19 protein-coding genes are annotated in these 19,814 nt (G+C 75.6%); 13 read left to right on the top strand and 6 right to left on the bottom strand.

The features are described from left to right. Position 1 precedes the first annotated feature (1 nt). Both cpaB and Q0858_RS18930 read right to left on the bottom strand, forming a co-directional pair. A complete protein-coding gene (gene cpaB / locus Q0858_RS18935; protein WP_299057760.1) occupies positions 2 to 736 on the bottom strand; it encodes a Flp pilus assembly protein CpaB in 735 nt (244 codons plus the stop codon). Positions 737 to 976: 240 nt separating this feature from the next. Beyond that, on the bottom strand, positions 977 to 2,830 hold the full coding sequence (locus tag Q0858_RS18930; protein WP_299057758.1) for a long-chain fatty acid--CoA ligase: 1,854 nt from the start codon (positions 2,828 to 2,830) through the stop codon (positions 977 to 979). 159 nt (positions 2,831 to 2,989) lie between these two features. Between Q0858_RS18930 and Q0858_RS18925 the strand changes: the two genes are divergently transcribed. From Q0858_RS18925 to Q0858_RS18900, 6 genes are all read left to right on the top strand, one after another. After that, positions 2,990 to 3,436, top strand: coding sequence for an SRPBCC family protein (locus Q0858_RS18925; protein ID WP_299057756.1), 447 nt, complete (start codon positions 2,990 to 2,992; stop codon positions 3,434 to 3,436). 8 nt (positions 3,437 to 3,444) lie between these two features. Beyond that, the gene (locus Q0858_RS18920) at positions 3,445 to 4,632 is read left to right on the top strand and encodes an ArsA family ATPase (RefSeq protein ID WP_299057754.1); all 1,188 of its coding nucleotides are present in this window, start codon (positions 3,445 to 3,447) and stop codon (positions 4,630 to 4,632) included. Further along, entirely contained in the window at positions 4,629 to 5,006 is a 378-nt protein-coding gene (locus tag Q0858_RS18915) for a hypothetical protein (protein ID WP_299057752.1), read from the top strand. The genes Q0858_RS18920 and Q0858_RS18915 overlap by 4 nt, the downstream gene beginning before the upstream one ends. After that, positions 5,003 to 5,971, top strand: a complete 969-nt coding sequence (locus tag Q0858_RS18910) for an ROK family glucokinase (protein ID WP_299057750.1) — start codon at positions 5,003 to 5,005, stop codon at positions 5,969 to 5,971. The genes Q0858_RS18915 and Q0858_RS18910 overlap by 4 nt, the downstream gene beginning before the upstream one ends. Before the next feature lie 7 nt (positions 5,972 to 5,978). Next, a complete protein-coding gene (locus Q0858_RS18905) occupies positions 5,979 to 6,929 on the top strand; it encodes an ROK family protein (RefSeq protein WP_299057748.1) in 951 nt (316 codons plus the stop codon). Between the two features lie 172 nt (positions 6,930 to 7,101). Further along, positions 7,102 to 8,082, top strand: a complete 981-nt coding sequence (locus Q0858_RS18900) for a type IV toxin-antitoxin system AbiEi family antitoxin domain-containing protein (protein WP_299057746.1) — start codon at positions 7,102 to 7,104, stop codon at positions 8,080 to 8,082. Positions 8,083 to 8,172: 90 nt separating this feature from the next. On the opposite strand, the gene Q0858_RS18895 is transcribed toward Q0858_RS18900, so the two are convergent. Further along, positions 8,173 to 8,706: a hypothetical protein gene (locus tag Q0858_RS18895; protein ID WP_299057744.1), complete on the bottom strand. Its 534-nt coding sequence runs from the start codon at positions 8,704 to 8,706 to the stop codon at positions 8,173 to 8,175. A gap of 5 nt (positions 8,707 to 8,711) precedes the next feature. Next, positions 8,712 to 9,509, bottom strand: a complete 798-nt coding sequence (locus tag Q0858_RS18890; protein WP_299057743.1) for an alpha/beta fold hydrolase — start codon at positions 9,507 to 9,509, stop codon at positions 8,712 to 8,714. A gap of 97 nt (positions 9,510 to 9,606) precedes the next feature. Between Q0858_RS18890 and Q0858_RS18885 the strand changes: the two genes are divergently transcribed. The 6 genes from Q0858_RS18885 (at position 9,607) to Q0858_RS18860 (ending at position 14,232) form a co-directional block, all read left to right on the top strand. Beyond that, positions 9,607 to 10,356: a lysophospholipid acyltransferase family protein gene (locus Q0858_RS18885; RefSeq protein WP_299057741.1), complete on the top strand. Its 750-nt coding sequence runs from the start codon at positions 9,607 to 9,609 to the stop codon at positions 10,354 to 10,356. Next, a complete protein-coding gene (locus tag Q0858_RS18880) occupies positions 10,353 to 11,519 on the top strand; it encodes a DUF5931 domain-containing protein (RefSeq protein ID WP_299057968.1) in 1,167 nt (388 codons plus the stop codon). The genes Q0858_RS18885 and Q0858_RS18880 overlap by 4 nt, the downstream gene beginning before the upstream one ends. 9 nt (positions 11,520 to 11,528) lie before the next feature. After that, the gene (locus Q0858_RS18875) at positions 11,529 to 12,083 is read left to right on the top strand and encodes a flavin reductase (RefSeq protein ID WP_299057739.1); all 555 of its coding nucleotides are present in this window, start codon (positions 11,529 to 11,531) and stop codon (positions 12,081 to 12,083) included. 76 nt (positions 12,084 to 12,159) lie between these two features. Further along, positions 12,160 to 12,792, top strand: a complete 633-nt coding sequence (locus Q0858_RS18870) for a response regulator transcription factor (RefSeq protein WP_299057966.1) — start codon at positions 12,160 to 12,162, stop codon at positions 12,790 to 12,792. Beyond that, positions 12,762 to 13,286, top strand: coding sequence for a GNAT family N-acetyltransferase (locus Q0858_RS18865; RefSeq protein WP_299057737.1), 525 nt, complete (start codon positions 12,762 to 12,764; stop codon positions 13,284 to 13,286). The genes Q0858_RS18870 and Q0858_RS18865 overlap by 31 nt, the downstream gene beginning before the upstream one ends. Continuing rightward, the gene (locus tag Q0858_RS18860) at positions 13,276 to 14,232 is read left to right on the top strand and encodes a hypothetical protein (protein WP_299057735.1); all 957 of its coding nucleotides are present in this window, start codon (positions 13,276 to 13,278) and stop codon (positions 14,230 to 14,232) included. Before Q0858_RS18865 ends, Q0858_RS18860 begins: the two co-directional genes overlap by 11 nt. Here the strand turns inward: Q0858_RS18860 and Q0858_RS18855 are convergent. Then, positions 14,229 to 15,059 (bottom strand): DUF1028 domain-containing protein, encoded by an 831-nt coding sequence (locus tag Q0858_RS18855; protein WP_299057733.1) that lies wholly within the window; start codon positions 15,057 to 15,059, stop codon positions 14,229 to 14,231. The two genes, Q0858_RS18860 and Q0858_RS18855, sit on opposite strands and share 4 nt — an antisense overlap. 92 nt (positions 15,060 to 15,151) lie before the next feature. Here Q0858_RS18855 and Q0858_RS18850 point away from each other — a divergent pair, with 92 nt between their 5' ends. Next, on the top strand, positions 15,152 to 16,177 hold the full coding sequence (locus Q0858_RS18850; RefSeq protein ID WP_299057731.1) for a 6-phosphofructokinase: 1,026 nt from the start codon (positions 15,152 to 15,154) through the stop codon (positions 16,175 to 16,177). 26 nt (positions 16,178 to 16,203) lie between these two features. Here Q0858_RS18850 and Q0858_RS18845 read toward each other — a convergent pair whose 3' ends face one another. Then, a complete protein-coding gene (locus Q0858_RS18845; RefSeq protein ID WP_299057729.1) occupies positions 16,204 to 19,764 on the bottom strand; it encodes an ABC transporter ATP-binding protein in 3,561 nt (1,186 codons plus the stop codon). Positions 19,765 to 19,814: the final 50 nt, after the last annotated feature.

The following is a 19,814-nucleotide window of genomic DNA, read 5'->3' as shown; positions in this document are numbered from 1 at the left end:
TCTACTCCCCGAAGAGGTTGGAGAAGTCGGTGGGCTCGCCCGCGTCGACCTCGCTGTCCTCCGTCAGCAGGGCGAAGGACAGCTCCCCGTTGGCGGCGGCGAACGTCATGCGCTGGACCTCGTCCTGGTCGAGCGACAGCGTCATCAGCGTCGTCGGCAGCTGCTCGGTGGTCTCGGCGCCCGCCTCGGTCGTGGTGGTCGTGGTCGTGGGGGTGGTGGACCCGACCCCGAGGACCTGGACGCGGTCGAACAGGACGCGGCTGAACGGCGTCGCGTCCGGGCCCTGGCCGGTGTAGACGACCGCGACCTCCGAGCCGGGGTTCACGAACCCGGCGACGCGGGCGGGGTCGGTGAGGTTGACCGAGGCGGCCATCTTGTCGCGGGGGATGGCCAGCGGGGAGCTGGCCTGCTGCTGGCCGCCGAACTTCTCGGTGATGATCTGCTCGCCGGGGAAGATCTGCGTGGTGGCGAACAGGCCCTCGAGCGCGGTGAGGTCGGTCTGGGCGCTCGGCATGACGGCGTCCGCCGCGAGGCTGCTCGTCACGATCTTGCCGGTGTCGTAGGCGTCGTCGACGGACTCGCCGACTTCGATGGGGGCCACGGCCACCAGGACGTCGACGGTCTGCGTGCCCTCCTGCGCACGGGCGTCGGCGCCGCGGACGTAGGCGAGGACCATGACGACGCCGATCGCCGCGACGAGGGTGGCGGCGACCAGGAGGAGCCTGCGTCGGTTCATCGGGCGGGGGACCTCTCGACAGGGAGGGACGGGGAGGGACGGGGGACGCGCGTGACCGGTGGCGGTCGGCGCGATCACCTCCCCTCCGAAGTAAAGAACCGGCGGGGCCGTGGCGAGCGGTTTTATCCGGGAATGGCCCGTTCGGACCACCAGAGACCCGCGGGACGTAGTCCGTCGTGACCAGACGCTGCGTCGGGCCGGCCCATCCCGGACCCGCCCGGGGCGGGGCGGGGCGGGGGCTCAGCGGTAGAGGTCGGCGATGTCGTCGCGGTGCTCGCGCAGCACGACGGACCGGCGGAGCTTGAGGCTGGGGGTGAGCTGCCCGGCCTCCTCGGTCCAGTCGTGGCCGAGGACGGCGAAGCGGCGGATCGACTCGGCCTTCGACACCGCGGCGTTGGCCTCCTCGACCGCGTCGGCGACCGCGGAGCGGAGGTCGGGGTCGTCGACGAGGTCGGCGACCGTGCCGCGCTTGCCGTGCGCCTCCGCCCAGGCGGGGAAGGACTCCTCGTCGATCGTCACCAGGGCACCCACGAAGGGCTGCCCGTCGCCGACGACCAGGCACTGGGAGACCAGGGGGTGCGCCCGCAGGCGGTCCTCCAGGACGGCCGGGGCGACGTTCTTGCCGCCGGCGGTCACGAGGATCTCGGTCTTGCGGCCGGTCACGCGGACGAAGCCCTCGTCGTCGACCTCCCCGACGTCCCCGGTGCGCAGCCAGCCGTCGCCGTCGAGCACCTGGGCGGTGGCCTCGGAGCGGTCCCGACCGGGCGGCGCCCAGTAGCCGTCGAAGACCTGGGCGCCGCGGAACAGCAGCTCGCCGTCGTCGGCGACACGGACCGTGACGCCCGGCAGGGGCCGGCCGACCGTGCCGACCTTGTGGGCGTCCGGCAGGTTCACGGTCAGGGCTCCGGCCGACTCGGTCAGGCCGTAGCCCTCGAGCACCGGGACGCCGACGCCGCGGAAGACGTGGCCCAGCCGCTCGCCCAGCGGGGCGCCGCCGGACACGGCGTACCGGCAGGCGCCGCCGAGGGCCGCGCGCAGGCGTCCGTAGACCAGCCGGGAGTACAGGGCGTGGCGGGCGCGCAGCCGCAGCGGCACTCGGGGGCCGTCGATGGCCCGGGAGTAGTCGATGGCGGTGCGCACGGCGGCGTCGAACACCGGGCCGCGGCCGTCGGCCGCGGCGTTCTGCGACGCCGCGTTGAAGATCTTCTCGAACACGCGCGGGACGGCGAGCAGGAACGTGGGCGCGAAGGACCGCAGGTCGTCGTCCAGGTCCTTCACGTCACCGCAGTGGCCCAGACGGACGCCCGCGCGCAGGCAGCCGAGCTGGATGATCCGGGCGAAGACGTGGGCGAGGGGGAGGAACAGCAGGGTGGAGGCCTGCTCGCCGGGCTCCTGCTCGTCGGGGTCCTCGGCCTCCGCGGGCCGGAACACCTCGGCGAGCTCGGCGACGGCGACGGACAGCTCGACGTCCAGGTTGCCGTGGGTGACGCGGCAGCCCTTGGGCCGGTCGGTGGTGCCGGAGGTGTAGATCAGCGTGGCCAGGTCGCCCGGCCCCGCCGTACGGCGTCGCTCCTCGAGCTGCTCGTCGGTGACGTCCCCGCCGAGGCGGCGCAGCACGTGGACGGCGTGGTCGTCGATCGACCACACCTGCCGCAGCTCCTCGAGGTCGGCGCGGACCGAGGACACCCGGGCGAGGTGGCGGCGGCTCTCGACGACGGCGGCGCGGGCCCCGGAGTCCCCGAGCACCCAGGCCACCTGCTCGGTCGAGGAGGTCTCGTAGACCGGGACGGACACCGCGCCGGCGAACCAGATCGCGTAGTCGAGCAGCGTCCACTCGTAGCGGGTGCGGGAGATGAGCGCGACCCGGTCGCCGACCTCGATGCCGGCCGCGACGAGGCCCTTGGCGACCGCGCGGACCTCGGCGAGGAAGGTGGCGGCACCGACGTCGACCCACGTGCCGTCGTCGCCGCGGCGGGCGAGGACCGCACGGTCGGGGTCCGTCCCGGCCCAGCGCAGGAGGTCGTCGGTGAGGTTGCCGGTGCGCTCGACGAGGCTGGGGACGTGCACGGTCATCGGGGTCGAGAACTCCCGCACAGCCCCTCCTCCACCTGCTCTGCTCGGCGCTGCCGCGCGACCTCGGTGCAGGTTACCGGCGTGCGGTCGGCGGGCCCGGGTCCGGTACGCTCCGCGGAGGTCAGCCGGACGCCGCCGCGCCCGTCGTCCACACCCCGACCCGCCCCACCAGGAGACCCGATGGCCGAGCAGACGACGTCCTCGATCGTCGTCGACGCCCCGCCGGCGCAGGTGATGGACGTGATCGCCGACTTCGAGTCCTACCCGCAGTGGGCCAAGGGGATGAAGAGCGTCGAGGTCGTCGAGCCGGGCGCCGCGGGCGCCCGCGCCGAGCGGGTCCGCTTCGAATTGGACGTCACGCCCATCCGCGACGAGTACACGCTCGCCTACGAGTGGGACGGCGACCGCGAGGTCACCTGGAGCCTCGTCGAGGGGACGATGCTGAAGACCCTCGACGGCGCCTACACGCTGCGGCCCCTCGACGGCGGCGCGCGCACCGAGGTGTCGTACCGGCTCTCGCTCGACGTCACCATCCCGCTCATCGGGATGATCAAGCGCAAGGGCGAGAAGATCCTCATCGACACCGCCCTCAAGGGGCTCAAGAAGCGCGTCGAGCAGCACCCCTGAGGGCCAGGGTGAGGGTCTGTCTGTTCACCGGCAAGGGCGGGGTCGGGAAGTCGACCGTGGCCGCCGGGACCGCTGCCCTCGCCGCGACGTCCGGCCTGCGGACGCTCGTGCTGTCCACCGACGCCGCCCACTCGCTGGGTGACGCGCTCGACCACCCCGTCGGCGCCGAGCCGACCCCCGTCGCCCCGGGCCTGTGGGCCCAGCAGGTCGACGCGCAGTTGCGCTTCGAGCAGTCGTGGAGCGAGGTGCAGCGGTATCTCCTCGCCGTGCTGGACGCCGCGGGCGTCGACGCCGTCGCCGCCGGCGAGATCACCGTGCTGCCCGGCGCCGAGGAGGTCCTCGCCCTGCTCGAGGTACGACGCCAGGTCGAGGAGGGGTGCCCGGACGGGGTCCCGTGGGACCTCGTCGTCGTCGACTGCGCGCCCACCGCGGAGACGCTGCGGTTGCTGGCGCTGCCCGAGGCGCTCGGGTGGTACATGGACCGGGTCCTGCCCGCCGAGCGACGGATCGTGAAGGTCCTCAAGCCGGTGCTCACCCGCGCGGCGGGCGTGCCGATGCCCACCGACGACGTCTTCGACGCGCTCGTGCGGCTGCACGCCGACCTCGAGGACGTCCGCCGGCTGCTCACGGGGCCCGACGCGTCGGTCCGGCTCGTCCTGACGCCCGAGTCCGTCGTCCTCGCCGAGGCGCGCCGGTCGTGGACGACGCTGTCGCTGTTCGGCTACCGCGTCGACGGCGTCGTCGCGAACCGTGTCTTCCCGCCCGCGGAGGCCGACGACTGGCGGGCCGGCTGGGTGCTGGCGCAGGACGCCGTCCTCGAGGAGGCGGCCGTCTCGTTCCCGGGCCTGCCGCTGTGGCGGTCGACGTACGCCGCGACCGAGCCGGTGGGCCGTGAGGCGCTCGTCGCGCTCGCCACCGCGCTGTACGGCTACGACGAGCCGTGGGCGACGCCCGGCGGCGCCGCGCCCTTCGTCGTACGACGGGAGGCCGGGGCCGGCCCCGAGCTGCGGCTGTCGCTGCCCGGAGCGTCCCGCGAGGAGGTCGACCTCGCCCGCCGCGGCGACGAGCTCGTGGTGACCGTCGGCTCCTACCGCCGCCTGCTCGCCCTGCCCGCCGGGCTCGCGGGCTGCCCGGTGACCGGGGCGAGCGTGGCCGACGGCGAGCTGACCGTGCGCTTCGCGGAGCGTGGGGCATGACCGACCGCGGCCCGGACGACGGCTCCGCCGGCACTGGGGGCACCGACGGGGTCGGCGACCTCGGCGAGGAGGCGGCGCGCCTGCTCGGGGTGCTCGCGAGCTTCACCCGCAGCGTCGACGAGCACGTCGCCACCGGCGCCCCCGAGTGCGAGTGGTGCCCGGTCTGCCGTGCCGTGCACGTCGTGCGGTCGGCGAGCCCGGAGGTCCGGGACCACCTGGCCACGGCGGCGTCGTCGTTGCTGCAGGCCGCGGCGTCGCTGCTGGCCTCGGCGGGCGGGGCCACGACGGAGGGGGACGGCGGATCGCCGTCCGACGACGGTCTCGAGCACATCGACCTGGACCCCGGACCCGGGCCCGGCGAGGAGGAGTCATGAACCAGGCGCGACCGGCGTGCGGCATCGACATCGGCGGCACGAAGATCGCCGGCGGCGTCGTCGACGCGGACGGCACGATCCTGCGGCAGGAGACCGTGGTCTCCCCGGCCACCGACAGCACCGCCATCGAGCGCGCGGTGGCCGACCTCGTGGCCGAGCTCGGCCGTGACCACGACCTCTGCGGCGTCGGCGTCGGCGCGGCCGGTTTCGTCGACAAGACGGGCTCGACGGTGATGTTCGCCCCGAACCTCGCGTGGCGCGACGAGCCGCTGCGTCGCGACCTCGAGCAGCTCACGGGCCTCGGTGTCGTCGTCGAGAACGACGCCAACGCCGCCGCCTGGGGCGAGTTCCGCTTCGGCGCCGCGAGCGACGCCGACGACCTGCTGATGCTCACCCTCGGCACTGGCGTGGGCGGCGGGATGGTCACCGACGGTGAGCTGTACCGCGGCGGCTTCGGCGTCGCCGGCGAGCTGGGCCACCTGCGGATCGAGCGCGGTGGGCGCCCCTGCGGGTGCGGGAACCTCGGCTGCCTCGAGCAGTACGCCAGCGGCACGGCGCTGGTGCGCGGCGTCCACGAGGCCGCGCAGCGGGGCGTGCCCGGGGCACGGATCCTCGTCGAGCGCGCCGGCGGCGACCCGGCCGCCATCACCGGCCCGATGGTGACCGAGGCCGCGCTGGGCGGCGACCGCTTCGCCCTCGAGCACCTGGCCGACCTCGGCCGGTGGCTCGGCGAGGGCGTCGCGATCGTGTCCGCCGTCCTCGACCCCGCCGTGGTGCTGGTGGGCGGTGGCGTCGCCGCCGCCGGCGACCTGCTGCTCGACCCGGCCCGCGAGGTCCTGGCCAGCCACCTCACCGGTCGGGGCTACCGGCCGGAGCCCGAGCTGCGGGTCGCCGTCCTCGGGGGCGAGGCGGGCATGATCGGCGCCGCCGACCTCGCGCGCCGCCGCCTCGTGGCGCCCGCGTGAGGCGCCCGTGACCGTGGTCGGCGTCGACGTCGGGGGCACGAAGGTGCTCGCCGGGGTCGTGGAGCCGTCCGGGGCCGTCGCCCGCGTCGTACGACGCTCCACGCCGGGGCGTCTCGCCTCCGTCGGCGCGACGGAGGACGCTGTCGTGTCCGCCGTCGTCGAGGCCGCGGGCGGCGCCCCGATCGACGCGGTCGGGGTGTCCGCCGCCGGGTTCGTCGACGCGGCGGGGGAGCGGGTGGCCTTCGCGCCGCACCTGCCGTGGCGCGGCGAGGCCGTCCGGGCCCGGCTCGAGGATCGCTGCGGGGCACCGGTCGTGCTCGACAACGACGCCAACGCGGCGGCGTGGGCCGAGTACACCCTCGGCGCCGCCCGCGGTGCCGACACCGCCGTCGTCGTCACCCTCGGCACCGGGATCGGCGGCGGGCTGGTCGTCGGCGGTCGGCTGCACCGGGGCTCCGGCGGGATGGCGGGGGAGTTCGGCCACGCCCAGGTCGTGCCCGACGGCCGGCCCTGCGAGTGCGGCGGACGCGGGTGCTGGGAGCAGTACACGAGCGGCAACGCCCTCCTCCGTCACGCCCGCGCCGCCGTCGGCACCTCGGCCGGTCCGCTCGCGGCGCTCTGCGACGGCGACCCGGCCGCGCTGACCGGACCGCTCGTGACCCGGGCCGCGGCGGAGGGGGACGACGTCGCGCTGCACGCCTTCGAGGAGGTCGGCAGCTGGCTGGGCGTCGGGGTCGCGAACCTCGTCGCCGCGCTCGACCCCGACGTCGTCGTGATCGGCGGCGGCCTCGTCGCGGCGGGCGACCTGCTGCTCGCCCCCGCCCGCACCGCCCTGCGCCGCTCGCTCGTCGGCGCGTCGTACCGCACCGTCCCCGACCTCCGCCCCGCCGCCCTCGGCCCCGAGGCCGGCATGGTGGGTGCGGCCCTGCTCGCGAGTCGGCCCGAACGCACCCGCTGAGGACGCCGAGTCGGCCCGAACGCACCTGCTCAGGACGCCGAGTCGGCCCGAACGCACCACGGAGCGGCGTCCAGTCGGCCCGAGCGTCTGCACAGGCGCCGCCGGGCCGCCACTGTCCACAGGCGGGCGCCCGATGGGCGTACGTCGGGTCGGCGGGGGGAGACCCCTCGGCATGCCGACCCACCCGTCCTGGACCGAGACCTCCCTGCTGGGGAGCGACTTCCCGCTGCCCCTCGACCAGCCCTTCACGCTCGCGCAGTCCCGGGCCGAGGGCGTCCGACCGCCGGTGCTACGCCGCCTGTGCGAGTCGGGTCTGTTGCGCAGACCCGTGCGGGGCGTCTACCTCGCGACGCAGGCGGGTGACTCCCCGTTGCTCCGAGCGCAGTCCCTCGGTCTCGTGATGCCCCCCGACGCTGTCGTCTGCGATCGTCACGCGGGCTACCTGCACGGGACCGACATGACCCTGGCGCCCAACGAGCACCTGCACCTGTCGCCGGTCTCGGTCGCGCGCCCCAGCGACCACGGCCGGGTCAAGGGCGCCCTCGCCGTCGGTGGCGAGCGTGCGCTCGCGTCGTACGACGTCACCGAGGTGATGGGCCTGCCCGTCACCACGCGCCTCCGCACGGCACTCGACCTCGGGCGCGTGCGGAACCCGGACCGGGCCATCGCGGGCATGGACGCCATGCTCCGGCTCGGCGGTTTCACCCAGGACGAGCTCGTGGCGAGCACCGCTCGGTTCGCCGGTGCGCGGTGGGTGACCACGTTGCGGGAGATCGCCCCGCTCACCGACGCCCGGGCCGAGTCGCCTCCGGAGTCGGTGCTGCGGTTGCGCTGCCTGCAGGCCGGGATCGAGGGGATGGTGCCCCAGGTGGAGGTGTACGACGACGGCCGGTTGCTCGCTCGGCTGGACCTCGCGGACGAGGAGCTGCGCTTCGCCGCGGAGTACGACGGCGTCGCGTTCCACAGCTCGTCGCAGCAGGTGAGCGACGACCGCACCCGTCGGTCCGCCCTGGAGGAGAAGCAGGACTGGACGATCGTCGTCGTCGTGAACCACCACCTCGTCGGGCCGCACCAGGACGCCGAGCTCCTGCTGCGTCAGGGCGTGCGGGAGGCGCGACGACGTGCCGGACGACGCGTCCACCTGGACTGGTGAGTCCGGCGTCCGGGCCGACTCGGCGCTCGGAGCGGGTGTGTTCGGGCCGACTCGGCGCTCCGGGCGGGTGTGTTCGGGCCGACTCGGCGCTCAGACCCGGGCGCCGTCGTCCCAGGGGTCGCGGGGGTCGCGGGGCATGCGGATGACGAGGTAGACGAACCCGCCCACGAAGCCGGCGACCGCGAGGAGCTGGATGATCCCCGGCAGCCAGAAGTCCAGGACCAGGCTGAGGAGCAGCAGCACCGGGCCGCCCACCATCAGGCACCAGGCGAGCAGCCGCGAGGGGGGCACGTACGGCAGCGGGGGCGGCTCCGGCGGGACGAACCGCTCGGGCACCTCGTGCTGGGCCTCGAACTCCTGCTCCCGGCGGGCGGCCTCGGCCGCCCGGGCCGCCTCGTGGTCGGCGCCGTCGGACGCCGGGGCGTCGGCACCCGCGTCCTCGGCGGGCGTCGACTCGACGGTGTCGGTCGCCGTGTCGCCCGAGGGGTCGGCCGTGTCAGGCACGTCGGCCGTGCTGACGGCCGCGGCGCCCGCGCCGTCAGGGGTCGAGGCGTCGATGTCGGCACGCTCGCCGTAGTTCTCGACGATGGCGCGCCACAGCGCGTCCTCCTTCGACCGGTCCACGCCCCTCACACTACGTCAGCGAGGCGGGCGACCCGAGCCACGAAGTCCGCCGACGCGGACGCGATCAACGGCGCGTCGTGGTCGAGGGTCGCGACGTGCCAGCTCCGGGTCAGCAGCTGCTCGGTCACCTCGTCCGACGACACCGACGCGGTGATCAGGGCCGCGGACGACGGGTCGACGACGTGGTCGACCACCGAGCGGAACAGCAGCACGGGCGCCGTCACGCGGGGCAGCTCGCGCCGCAGGTCGCGCCACCCGCGCAGCATCGTGTGCAGGGCCGCGAGGGGCACGGTGTCGTAGCCGACCTCGTCCTGGCCCTCGAGGCGGATGTCGCCGACGATCCCGGGCTGGGTGGCCAGCACCCGCTTCAGCAGCGGTACGGCGACCAGCCGGCGGTCGCGGCTCGTCACCGCCGGGTTGACCAGCAGGAGCCCCGCGACGTCGCCCGGCCGCTCGGCGGCGAGCCGCAGCGCGAGCCCGCCGCCCATCGACAGCCCGCCGACCACGACGACGTCGTGCTCGGCGACGAGCGCGTCGAGGGCGCGGTCGAGCTCGGCGTGCCAGTCGTCCCAGCCGGTCGTCGCCATGTCCTGCCAGGAGGTGCCGTGCCCGGGCAGCCGCGGGACGGCGACGCCGTACCCCCGCTCGGCCAGCGCGGTCGCCCACGGCCGGATCGAGGCGGGCGACCCGGTGAAGCCGTGGGACAGCAGGACGCCCACGCGGCGCCCACCCGTCAGCTCGGGGCGGGCGGCGAGCGAGAGGGCCTCCGCCCGCGGGTCCCGGACGGTCTGCGAGCTCGTCACGGCGCGATCATGCCGCACCTCGGCAGGTGCGCCGCGTGGGACTACTCTTCGGTCAGCCGACCCGGCCGGGTCGACGGCGCCCTGGGAGGAGCACGCGGTGTTCTACTGGTTCCTCAAGCTGGTCGCCATCGGCCCCGCGCTGCGCCTGGTGTTCCGCCCGCGCGTCGAGGGTCTGGAGAACGTCCCGGACGAGGGCCCGGCCGTCCTGGCCAGCAACCACCTGTCGTACGCCGACTGGCTGTTCATGCCGCTGACGTTGTCGCGGCGGGTCAGCTTCGTGGCAAAGGCGGAGTACTTCACCGGCCCCGGGGTCAAGGGGTGGCTGCAGAAGCGCTTCTTCTCCGGCGCCGGCCAGATCCCCATCGACCGCTCCGGCGTGGACGCCGCCGCCGGCGCGCTGATGTCCGCCAAGAAGGTCCTGGGCCGCGGCGAGCTGTTCGGCATCTACCCCGAGGGCACCCGCTCCCACGACGGCCGCCTCTACCGCGGCAAGGTCGGCGTCGCGCGGCTCGCGCTGGAGACGGGCGTCCCGGTGATCCCGGTCGCCGTCGTCGGCACCGACGAGGTCGCCCCGCCCGGCAAGAAGTTCGGCCGGATCACCCGCCCGGTCGTCCGGTTCGGGCCGCCGCTGGACTTCGCCCGCTACGAGGGCATGGAGGGCGACCGCTACATCCTGCGGTCGGTGACCGACCAGATCATGTACGAGATCATGCGGCTCTCCGGCCAGGAGTACGTCGACGAGTACGCCGCCCAGGCGAAGGCCGCCGAGCAGGCCGCCCGCAAGGCCGCCGCCGAGGCGGCCGCGGAGGGCGAGGACCCCGACGCCCCGGAGGCGAAGGCGTCCTGAGCGCCCAGCCGACCACCAGCCCGGGTCGGACGGCGGCGGTCGCCGTCCAGGACCGGATGTTCCGGGCCCTGGCGGTCCTGCGTGCCCTCGTGCTCGCCAACACCCTCGTCGTCTTCGGGTTCCGGTACGACGGCATCGAGCGGCCCGCGCTCGGGCTCACGGTCATGGGGCTGCTGGTCGTCTGGTCGCTGGTGGTCGTCCTCGTGCTGCGGCGGGCGCGGCGTCGCACTCTGCCCGTCCTGGTCCTCGACCTGGCCGTCGCGGCGGGCGCGCTGCTGGCCTCCCCGCTGGTCGAGGGCCCCGACTTCACCACATCCCTGCCCAGCTTCTGGGTGATGGCGCCGCTGCTGGTCTGGGCGGTGCGGCTGGGGTGGCCGGGCGGGCTGCTGGCGGCCGTCGTGCTGACGGCCTGCGACCTCGCCGTGCGCCCGGAGATCACCCAGACCAACCTCGGCAACGTCTTCCTGGTCCTCATCGGCGGCCCGATCGTCGGCTACCTCTGCGGCTCGCTGCAGGAGATGGCGGCCCAGCGCGACGCGGCGCAGCGGGCGGCCGCCCTGGCCCAGGAGCGCGCGCGGCTGGCGCGGGCGGTCCACGACGGTGTCCTCCAGGTGCTCGCGATGGTGCAGCGCAAGGGCCCTGTCCTCGGCCCCGAGGGCGCCGAGCTCGGGCGGCTCGCGGGGGAGCAGGAGACGTCGCTGCGCACGCTCATCAACCGCCAGGACGCCCTGGTGCGGCCCGAGGCCGCCTCGACGGTCGACCTCGCCGAGGCACTCGCCGCCCGGGTGGCCCGCCGCCCACCGGCGGGGTCGCTCGTGGGGACGGGCGCGCCCGTCCTGGTGCCCGCGGCGGTCGCGACCGAGCTCGTCGACGCGGTCGGCGCCTGTCTCGACAACGTGGCGCGCCACGTCGGCGAGGACGCGCCCGCGTTCGTGCTGCTCGAGGACACCGCCGGCTCCGTCGTCCTGACCGTCCGCGACACCGGCCCCGGCATCGCACCCGGCCGCCTGGAGGACGCCGAGGCCCAGGGCCGCCTCGGGGTCACCGGCTCCATCCGCGGTCGCCTGGCCGACCTCGGCGGCACCGCCTCGCTCACCACCGGCACGGGCGGCACGTCCTGGGAGCTCACCTGGCCCCGGACGGGCGCCGGCACCGCTGGCTAGCGTGGACGGGTGACCATCCACGACACCCACCCCTTCGCGGACCCCGAGGGCGCCCGCGAGCCCGGCCGTCGCCTGCGGGGCCGGCTGACCGGGACCGTGTCGCTGTGGACCGCCGGAGGGCCCGGCGTCCCGGACGGCGGGGAGCGGGCCGGCCTGACCGTCAGCTCCTGGCTCGTCGTCGCCGGCGAGGAGACCCGCCTGGTGGCCATGCTCGACCCCGACTCCGACCTGCTCGACGCCGTCGAGCGCACCGGGCGGGCCGTGGTGCAGCTGCTGCGGTGGGACGACCGCGACCTCGCCGAGGTCTTCGCCGGGCAGGCACCCGCCCCCGGCGGCATGTTCGCGCAGGCCGCCTTCGACGACACCGACCACGGCCCGCGCCTGACCGCGGCCGGCACCTGGGCCGACGTCCGGCTCGAGTCGACCGCGACCGTCGGCTGGTCGACCCAGGTCACCTGCGTCGCCGAGCGGGTCGTGGTCGGCGACGAGTCGGACGACGGCGGTGGGGCGGTCCTGGAGCACCGTCGGGGCCGCTACCGGCGTCCCGACGCCGGCGCGCGCTAGCCTCCGCCGCGTGAGCGACGTACCTGACTCCTCCGACGCGGACAGCGGCAGCGGGACCGACGCGGCCCTGCGCGTGATGGTGGTCGACGACCACCCGATGTGGCGCGACGCCGTCGAGCGGGACCTCGCCGCCGCGGGCTGCGAGGTCGTCGCCGTCGCCGCCGACGGCACCCAGGCGATCGCCCGGTTCAAGGCCGCCCGGCCGCGGGTCGTCGTCCTCGACCTGCAGATCCCGGAGCCCAACGGCGTCGAGGTGACCCGCGAGGTGCTCGCCCACGACCCGTCCGCCCGGGTGCTGATCCTGTCGGCGTCCGGGGAGCAGGCCGACGTGCTGGCGGCGGTCAAGGCGGGGGCGACGGGATACCTCGTCAAGTCGGCGTCGGCGGCCGACCTCCTCGCCGCGGTACGACGGGTGGCGGACGGCGACACCGTCTTCACCCCGGGCCTGGCCGGGCTGGTGCTGGGCGAGTTCCGCCGGATGGCCGACGGCCCCGCCGAGCCGGAGAACCCGGCCCCCGAGCTGACCGACCGGGAGGTGGAGATCCTGCGCCTCGTCGCGACGGGGCTGAGCTACAAGCAGATCGCCGAGGCCCTCGTGCTGTCGCACCGCACGGTGCAGAACCACGTGCAGAACACCCTGCGCAAGCTGCAGATGCACAACCGGGTCGAGCTGACCCGGTGGGCCATCGAGCGGGGGCTGGACGGCTGAGCACCCCGGCGAGGACCGAGCCGCTGCCCTGGCGCACCGCCGGGCCGGGGGACGCCGTGGCGCTGCGCGACCTCGAGCGCCGGGCGAACCTCGCCGGCCTCGGGCACGTCTTCGGCGCCGAGCCGTTCCCCGACGACGACGTGCTCGCCCGCTGGCGGGCGACGCTGGCGGAGCCGGGCGTCGTCACCGAGGTCCTCGACGGGACCGACCGCCCCGTGGCGCTGCTGTGCCACGACGCCCACGTCCTGCGGCACCTGTCGGTCGAGCCCGCGGTGTGGGGCCTCGGGATCGGCTCCGCGGCCCTGGCCCGCTTCGCCGAGGGCCACGGCCCCGGGTCGACGCTGTGGTGCCTGGAGCGCAACACCCGGGCCCTGGCCCTCTACGGCCGCCACGGCTGGACGCCGACCGGGACCACCCGTCGTACCCCCTGGCCGCCGTGGCCGGTCGAGGTCGAGCTGGTCGCGACGGCCCTACCATCGCCGGGTGGCCGCTGACCCTGTCCTCGCCGAGGCCGACGCGCTGTACGGGCTCCTGCCCGGCGACTTCACCGCGGCGCGGGACGCCCGGGCGAAGGAGCTGAAGGGCTCGGGCGAGGACGGCGCCGCCGAGCTCTCCGCCCGCGTCAAGAAGCTCCGCAAGCCGTCGGTCGCCGCCTGGGTCCTCAACCTCCTCGTACGGCGGGAGGCCGGCCAGGTCGACGAGGTGCTGGCCGTCGGGCGGGCGCTGCGCGAGGCCGCGGCCGACCTCGACGCGGCCGCGATGCGCGAGCTCACCACCCAGCGCCGCCAGCTCACCGCCGCCGTGACCACGCGGGCCCGGCGGCTTGCCCGCGAGTCGGGGCACAAGGTCAGCGAGGCGGTGGCCGAGCAGGTCCAGGGCTCGCTGACGGCAGCCATGATCGACGAGTCCTGCGCGGCGCTGGTCCGCAGCGGGCTGCTGGTCGCCACCGTGTCGGCCACCGGGCCGGGGATGACCGACCCCGAGGACCCTGCGCAGGCCGCGGCGCTGCCCGAGGCCGCGGGCTTCCTGCCCCGGACCGTCGAGGGCGCCGGCACGGGCGCGGGCGCCGGGGCGGAGCGGCAGGACGGCGGCGGGCCCGCCCTCCGCGTCGTCCCCGACCCCGACGCCGGGGCGAAGGCCCGGGCGGCCGCGCAGGAGGCGCTCGACGAGGCCGCGGCGGCGCTGGAGCAGGCCACGGCCGCGGCCCAGGAGGCCGAGGAGGCGGTCAGCGGGCTCGAGGCCCGCGGGCTGCAGCTGCAGGCCGAGATCGACGAGCACCGCCGCGCGCTCGCCGAGCTGGAGGAGCAGGCGGAGGAGGTCGACGACGACCTCGAGGCCGCCGAGGACGAGCGGGCGGACGCCCGGGACGCGCTCAGCGCGGCCGAGCGGGACCGGGCCGCCGCGCAGGCGGCGCTGGACCGGCTGGAGGAGCGCGGCTAGGAGGTCCGCCGACCCTGCTCCCGCAGGATCGCGAGCACCCGCTGGTCGATCCACGACCCGTCGTCCGCGACGCGCATCTCGTGGTTCTCGGTGCCGACCCAGGACGCGAGGTCGGGGTGGCCGAGCCCCTCGACGAGCTGCTGGAGCTCGGCGGCGAGGGCGTCGTCGACCGCGACCTTCTCCTCCTCGGTGGAGGCGGTCAGGTACAGGTCGTTGAGGTCGAGCAGCCGTGCGAGCTCGGTCACGGGGTCGGCGTGGTCGTCGACCCGCAGGTCGACGGCGATGTCGTCACGGCCGCCGTACCCCGCCTCGTCGCGGACGACGAGCAGCGCGGCGGACTGGCGTCCGCGCTTGTCCCCGCCGGCCTCGTCGCCCGCAGCCAGCGCGGCGAGCAGCCGCCGGGCGAGGTCGGGCTCCCCGGCGGAGCGGTGCCACGCGGCGAGCATCTCCTCGACCACCTCGGGGCCGGCCAGGATGTTGCCCTGGATCGCCACACCGTCGTCGGTGACGCCCCCGGCCCAGTCGAAGCACGACGCCCCGGTGTGGCTGGCCGCCGTGCCGTCCATGTCGACGAGGCCGACCTGACGGTGGTCCCGCCCGTCGTCCTCCTCGAGGAGCCGCTGGAGGGCGACCGGGGCGGTGGCGCCCTCGTCGAGGTGCGAGAGCGCGAGGCCCTTGTAGGCCACGTTGGCGTCGGCCTGGGTGGCGATCGCGCCGACACCCGCCACGGCGGCGGGGACGGCGCTGCCGACGGCCAGGAACTTGGAGGCGACCGCGACGCCCCAGGACTCGCCGTCGTCGGACCGGGCCACGATCGAGAAGGTCACCGGACCAGCCTAGGCGCTGGTCACTCTCGTCGCCGGGGCCCTCCGGCCCCTAGGGTGGGCCGCAATGTGAACGATCCAACAACGGAGGCCTGATGCGCGTCGGAGTGCTGACCGGAGGCGGGGACTGTCCCGGCCTGAACGCCGTGATCCGTGCGGTGGTCCGCAAGGGCGTCGCCGCCCACGGCTTCGAGTTCGTCGGCTACCGCGACGGCTGGAAGGGCCCGCTGGAGGGCTACACGATGCCGCTGGGCGTCGAGCAGTGCCGCGGCATCCTGCCGCGCGGCGGGACGATCCTCGGCTCCTCGCGCACCAACCCGTTCGGCATCGAGAACGGTGTCGAGCGCATCAAGGACAACCTGGCGGCCGACGGCGTCGACGCCCTCGTCGCGATCGGCGGCGAGGACACCCTCGGCGTCGCCACCAAGCTCGCCGACCTCGGCGTCAACGTCGTCGGCGTGCCGAAGACCATCGACAACGACCTGTCCGGGACCGACTTCACCTTCGGCTTCGACACCGCCGTCAACATCGCCACGGAGGCGATCGACCGGCTCCACACCACCGCCGAGTCCCACCACCGGGTGCTCGTCGTGGAGGTCATGGGCCGTCACGCCGGCTGGATCGCGCTCCACTCCGGCATCGCCGGCGGCGCCAACATCGTGCTGATCCCCGAGGTCCCCTTCGACATCGCGGAGGTCTGCGCGCAGGTCGAGTCCCGCTTCCGCAGCCAGTACTCGCCGATCGTCGTGGTCTCCGAGGGCGCCACCCCGCAGGACGGCGACATGGCGCTGCAGGCCGGCGACACCGACGCCTTCGGCCACGTCCGCCTCGGCGGGATCGGCGACCAGCTCGCGAAGGCGATCGAGGAGCGCACCGGCAAGGAGGCGCGCTCCGTCGTCCTCGGTCACATCCAGCGCGGCGGCACCCCCACCGCGTTCGACCGGTGGCTGGCGACGCGGCTGGGCCTGCACGCCATCGACGCCGTGGCCGAGCAGGACTGGGGCGTCATGACCGCGCTGCGCGGCACCAAGGTCGTCCGCGTCCCGCTCGCCGAGGCCACCGGCGAGCTGAAGCTCGTCAGCGCCGAGGAGTACGCCGAGGCGCAGGTCTTCTTCGGCTGAGTCGCACCCGGCGGTCCGCCCGGACCTCAGCCGGCCAGATGGCCCCAGGTCGACGACAGCTCGGTCCACGGACCCTGCGCGGCGATCCGGCCGTCGACCAGGACGACGACGGTGTCGGCGAGCGCCAGGGCGGCGGCCTTGGACGTCGACCCGAGGACGGTCGTCCCGCGCTCGCGCAGCGCCGACCACAGCTCGATCTCCGTGGTGGCGTCGAGTGCCGAGGACACGTCGTCGGCGAGCAGCAGCTCCGCGTCGGTGGCGAGCGCGCGGGCGAGGGCCAGGCGCTGCACCTGGCCGCCCGACAACCGGACGCCGCGGTGCCCGACCAGGGAGTCCGGACCGCCGGCCTCCTCCAGGTCGCGGCCGAGGCGGGCGTCGTCCACCGCCGGGTGGAGCGTGCGGTCGGCGTGGTCGAGGAGCACGTTGTCGCCGAAGGTGCCGGACAGCACCCGGGGCACCTGCGCGACGTGCGCCACCCGGGCGGGTCGCAGGTCGTGCTCCGGGTCGTCGACCGCGACGCCGTTCCACCGGATCGCCCCGGTGTGGGTGACCAGCCCCGCCAGCGCGGAGAGCAGGCTCGACTTGCCCGACCCGACCTGGCCGACGAGCAGCACCAGGTCGCCGCGGTCGACGCGCAGGTCGACGTCGCTGACGCCGATCGTCCCGTCGTCGTGGATGGCGTCGACGTCGGCCAGCTCGATGCTCTCCAGGCGCTGGCGGGCGGCGGGCGGGGGTGCGGGCGCGCTGCCCGCGACGAGGTCGACGCCGTCCGGGAGGGTCATCAGGTCGCGGCCGCCGGCGAAGCGGGAGGTCTCGGCGGCCCAGGCCCGGACGCCGGGGGCCTCGGTGATGACCCGGGCGGCGACCTGGCCGAACCAGCCGAAGCCGAGGACGGCGCCGGACACGAGCAGCGCCGTCGCGAGGTCCCAGCCCTCGAGCAGGTACACCGCCCACGCGGTGACCACGCCCACCTGGACCATCACGACGGGCACGCCCTCGAGCAGCGCCAGGATGCGGTGCTCCTTGACCGCTGCGTCCACCCGGCCGCCGTCGACGGCGGCGAGGTGGGTCCGGGCGTCGCGGGTGGCGGCGGCGAGCTTGAGCGTGCGGGCGGAGTCGAGCGCCGAGACCAGGGCGCGGCCGAAGCGCGCCCGGCTGGTCGAGGCCCCCGCCGCCGCACGGCCGGCGTACGGCGCCCCGATGACGGAGGCGATCGCCGAGACGCCCATGACCACGAGCAGCACGAGACCGGCGCCGAGGTTGAGCCCGAGGGCGGCGGTGACCACGGCGACCAGCAGCCCGTTGGTGACGTCGACCCAGCGGTCGCCGTACCGGGCCAGACGGTCGGAGTCCATGGCGCGGGCGACGACCTCGCCGGGCGGGGTGCGGGGCAGGCGGTGCTGGTCGGTCTGCGCGGCGAGCACCGAGGTGCGCACGCGCAGCATCACCGCGATCCACCACCGGGGGTAGCCGCGGATCGCCTGGGCGATCAGGAGCGGGGACAGGAGCAGCGAGACGACGACGCCGACGAGCAGCCACCACGGGCGGCCGCCGTCACGCAGGTCCTCGATCGCCAGGCCCCACGCCAGCCCGGTGACGGCGCCGAACGCCCCCACCAGCGAGCAGAGGAGGAACAGGAACGCGCAGAACAGGCCCCACCAGGGGTGGATCGACAGCACGCGCCGGGTCAGCCGCGCCAGCGGCAGGCCCGGTCCGGGGCTCTCGCGCTCCGGCGGGGGACCGGTACGACGGCGACCGCCCACGGCGACGGGACCGCCGTCCGGGCCGGACGGGGCCGGCGGGGCCTCGACCTCGGCGCCGAAGGTGTGGTCGAACCCGGCGGCGTCCAGCAGGTCGCGCAGCGGCCCCGGCTCCGCGGCGAGCCGCATCCGGGAGCCCTGCTGGACCGCGCGGCCCGCCTCGAGGACGACGACGTCGTCCGCGCGGGCGATCGTCGCGAGGCGGTGGGCGACCAGGACGCCGGTGCGCCCGGCGAGGAGCCGGTCGGCGGCGTGCACGACCTGGGCCTCGGTGTGCGGGTCCATGCGCGCGGTGGCCTCGTCGAGGACGACGAGGCGGACGTCGCGCACCAGCAGCCTCGCGAACGCCACGAGCTGCTCCTCGCCGGCGGACAGCGTCACGCCGCCGGGGCCGAGCAGGGTGTCGAGGCCGCGGGGGAGACCGGCGACCCAGCCCTCCAGCCCGAGCTCGGCGACCGCCGACTCGACCCGGTGGCGCGGCACGTCGCCGAAGAGGGCGACGTTCTCGGCCAGGGTGCCGGCGACGATCTCGGTGCGCTGGCTGACGACGCCGACGCCGCGGCGGAGCTCCTCGAGGTCGACGTCGAGGACGTCGCGGCCGCCGAGCAGCACGCTCCCGGCCGGGGGCTCGACCGCCCGGGAGAGCAGCGAGACGACCGTGGACTTGCCCGACCCGGTGCGACCGACGAGCGCCAGGGTGCGCCCGGCGCGGAGGTGCACGTCGAGGCCCTGGAGCGCGAACGCGCCCCCGCCGGTCTCGGTGGGGTAGCGGAAGTGGAGGTCGCGGAGCTCCAGGTCGAGCGAGCCGGGCGGCAGCGGGCGTCCGCCGACGGGCTCGGGCGGGACCTCCAGCAGCTGTCGCAGCCGGACGACGGCGCCCAGGCCGGCCTGCAGGTCGGGGAGCTGCTCGGCCAGTCGGGAGACCTGCCCGACGAAGGTCGAGGTGACCAGGAAGAGCGTGACGAGCGCGCCGACGCCCAGGCCGCCGTCGATCGCGACCGCGACGCCGCCGACGGCGATGCCGGCCAGCAGCAGGTGCAGGATCAGCCCGGCCCGCCGCGTCACGGACACCTCGAGCCGCAGGACGTCGTCGAAGCGGGCGTGGCAGGCGGCCGCCAGCTCGCTGGTGCGCCGCAGCAGGTAGGAGCGGCCGAGGCTGGTGCGGAGGTCGTCGCGCCCGGCGATGCCCTCCTCCATCGCGGCGGCGTGGTCGGTCCACGCCATCTCCTCGATGATCCGCAGCCGCTTGATCTCGCCGAGCGTGCGTCGTACGGCGGCCAGCGCGAGCGCCGCGGCGAGCGGGAACAGCAGCCACATCGGCCACCAGGTGACGCCGGCGACGACCCAGAGCGGCAGGGCGACCAGGGTGGTGCGCAGCGCCTCCCAGGCCGGCCCGCGCAGCAGCGTCCCGATCTCGTGGGTGTCGTCGTCGACCCGGTCGAGGATCTCCCCGACGGCCTGCTCGGACAGCGCCGCCAGCGGTTGCGACAGCGCGGCGGTGACGAGGTCGGCGCGCAGCCGGCCCTCGGCACGGTCGACGACGGCCGACCAGACGGTGCGCCCGGCGGTGTCGAGCAGGGCGCCGCCGACGACGGCGATCGCCAGCAGCCCCACGAGCAGGCTCGTCGGGTCGTCGGCGATCCGGCCGGCCACGACGCTGCCCAGCGCCGAGCCGAGCGCCCCGAGGGCGGCCACCGACACCGCGGTCGTGGCCTGCGGGCTGCGCAGCCGGCCGAGGTCGAGCCGGCGGGCCGGGTCGTCGGTCGTCCCGGGGGTGAGGGGGTCCGGGACGGCGGAGGCCTCGGTGGCCCGGGTGGTGGTCGACACGAGGATCCACAGTAGGCGTGCGTCCGGACAGTCTCATCCGGTTATTCGCT

It is taken from the genome of uncultured Nocardioides sp., from assembly GCF_947489365.1.
GTDB lineage: Bacteria > Actinomycetota > Actinomycetes > Propionibacteriales > Nocardioidaceae > Nocardioides.
The sequence above is the reverse complement of the archived record's forward strand: the minus strand, read 5'-3'. Positions and strand labels throughout refer to the sequence as shown.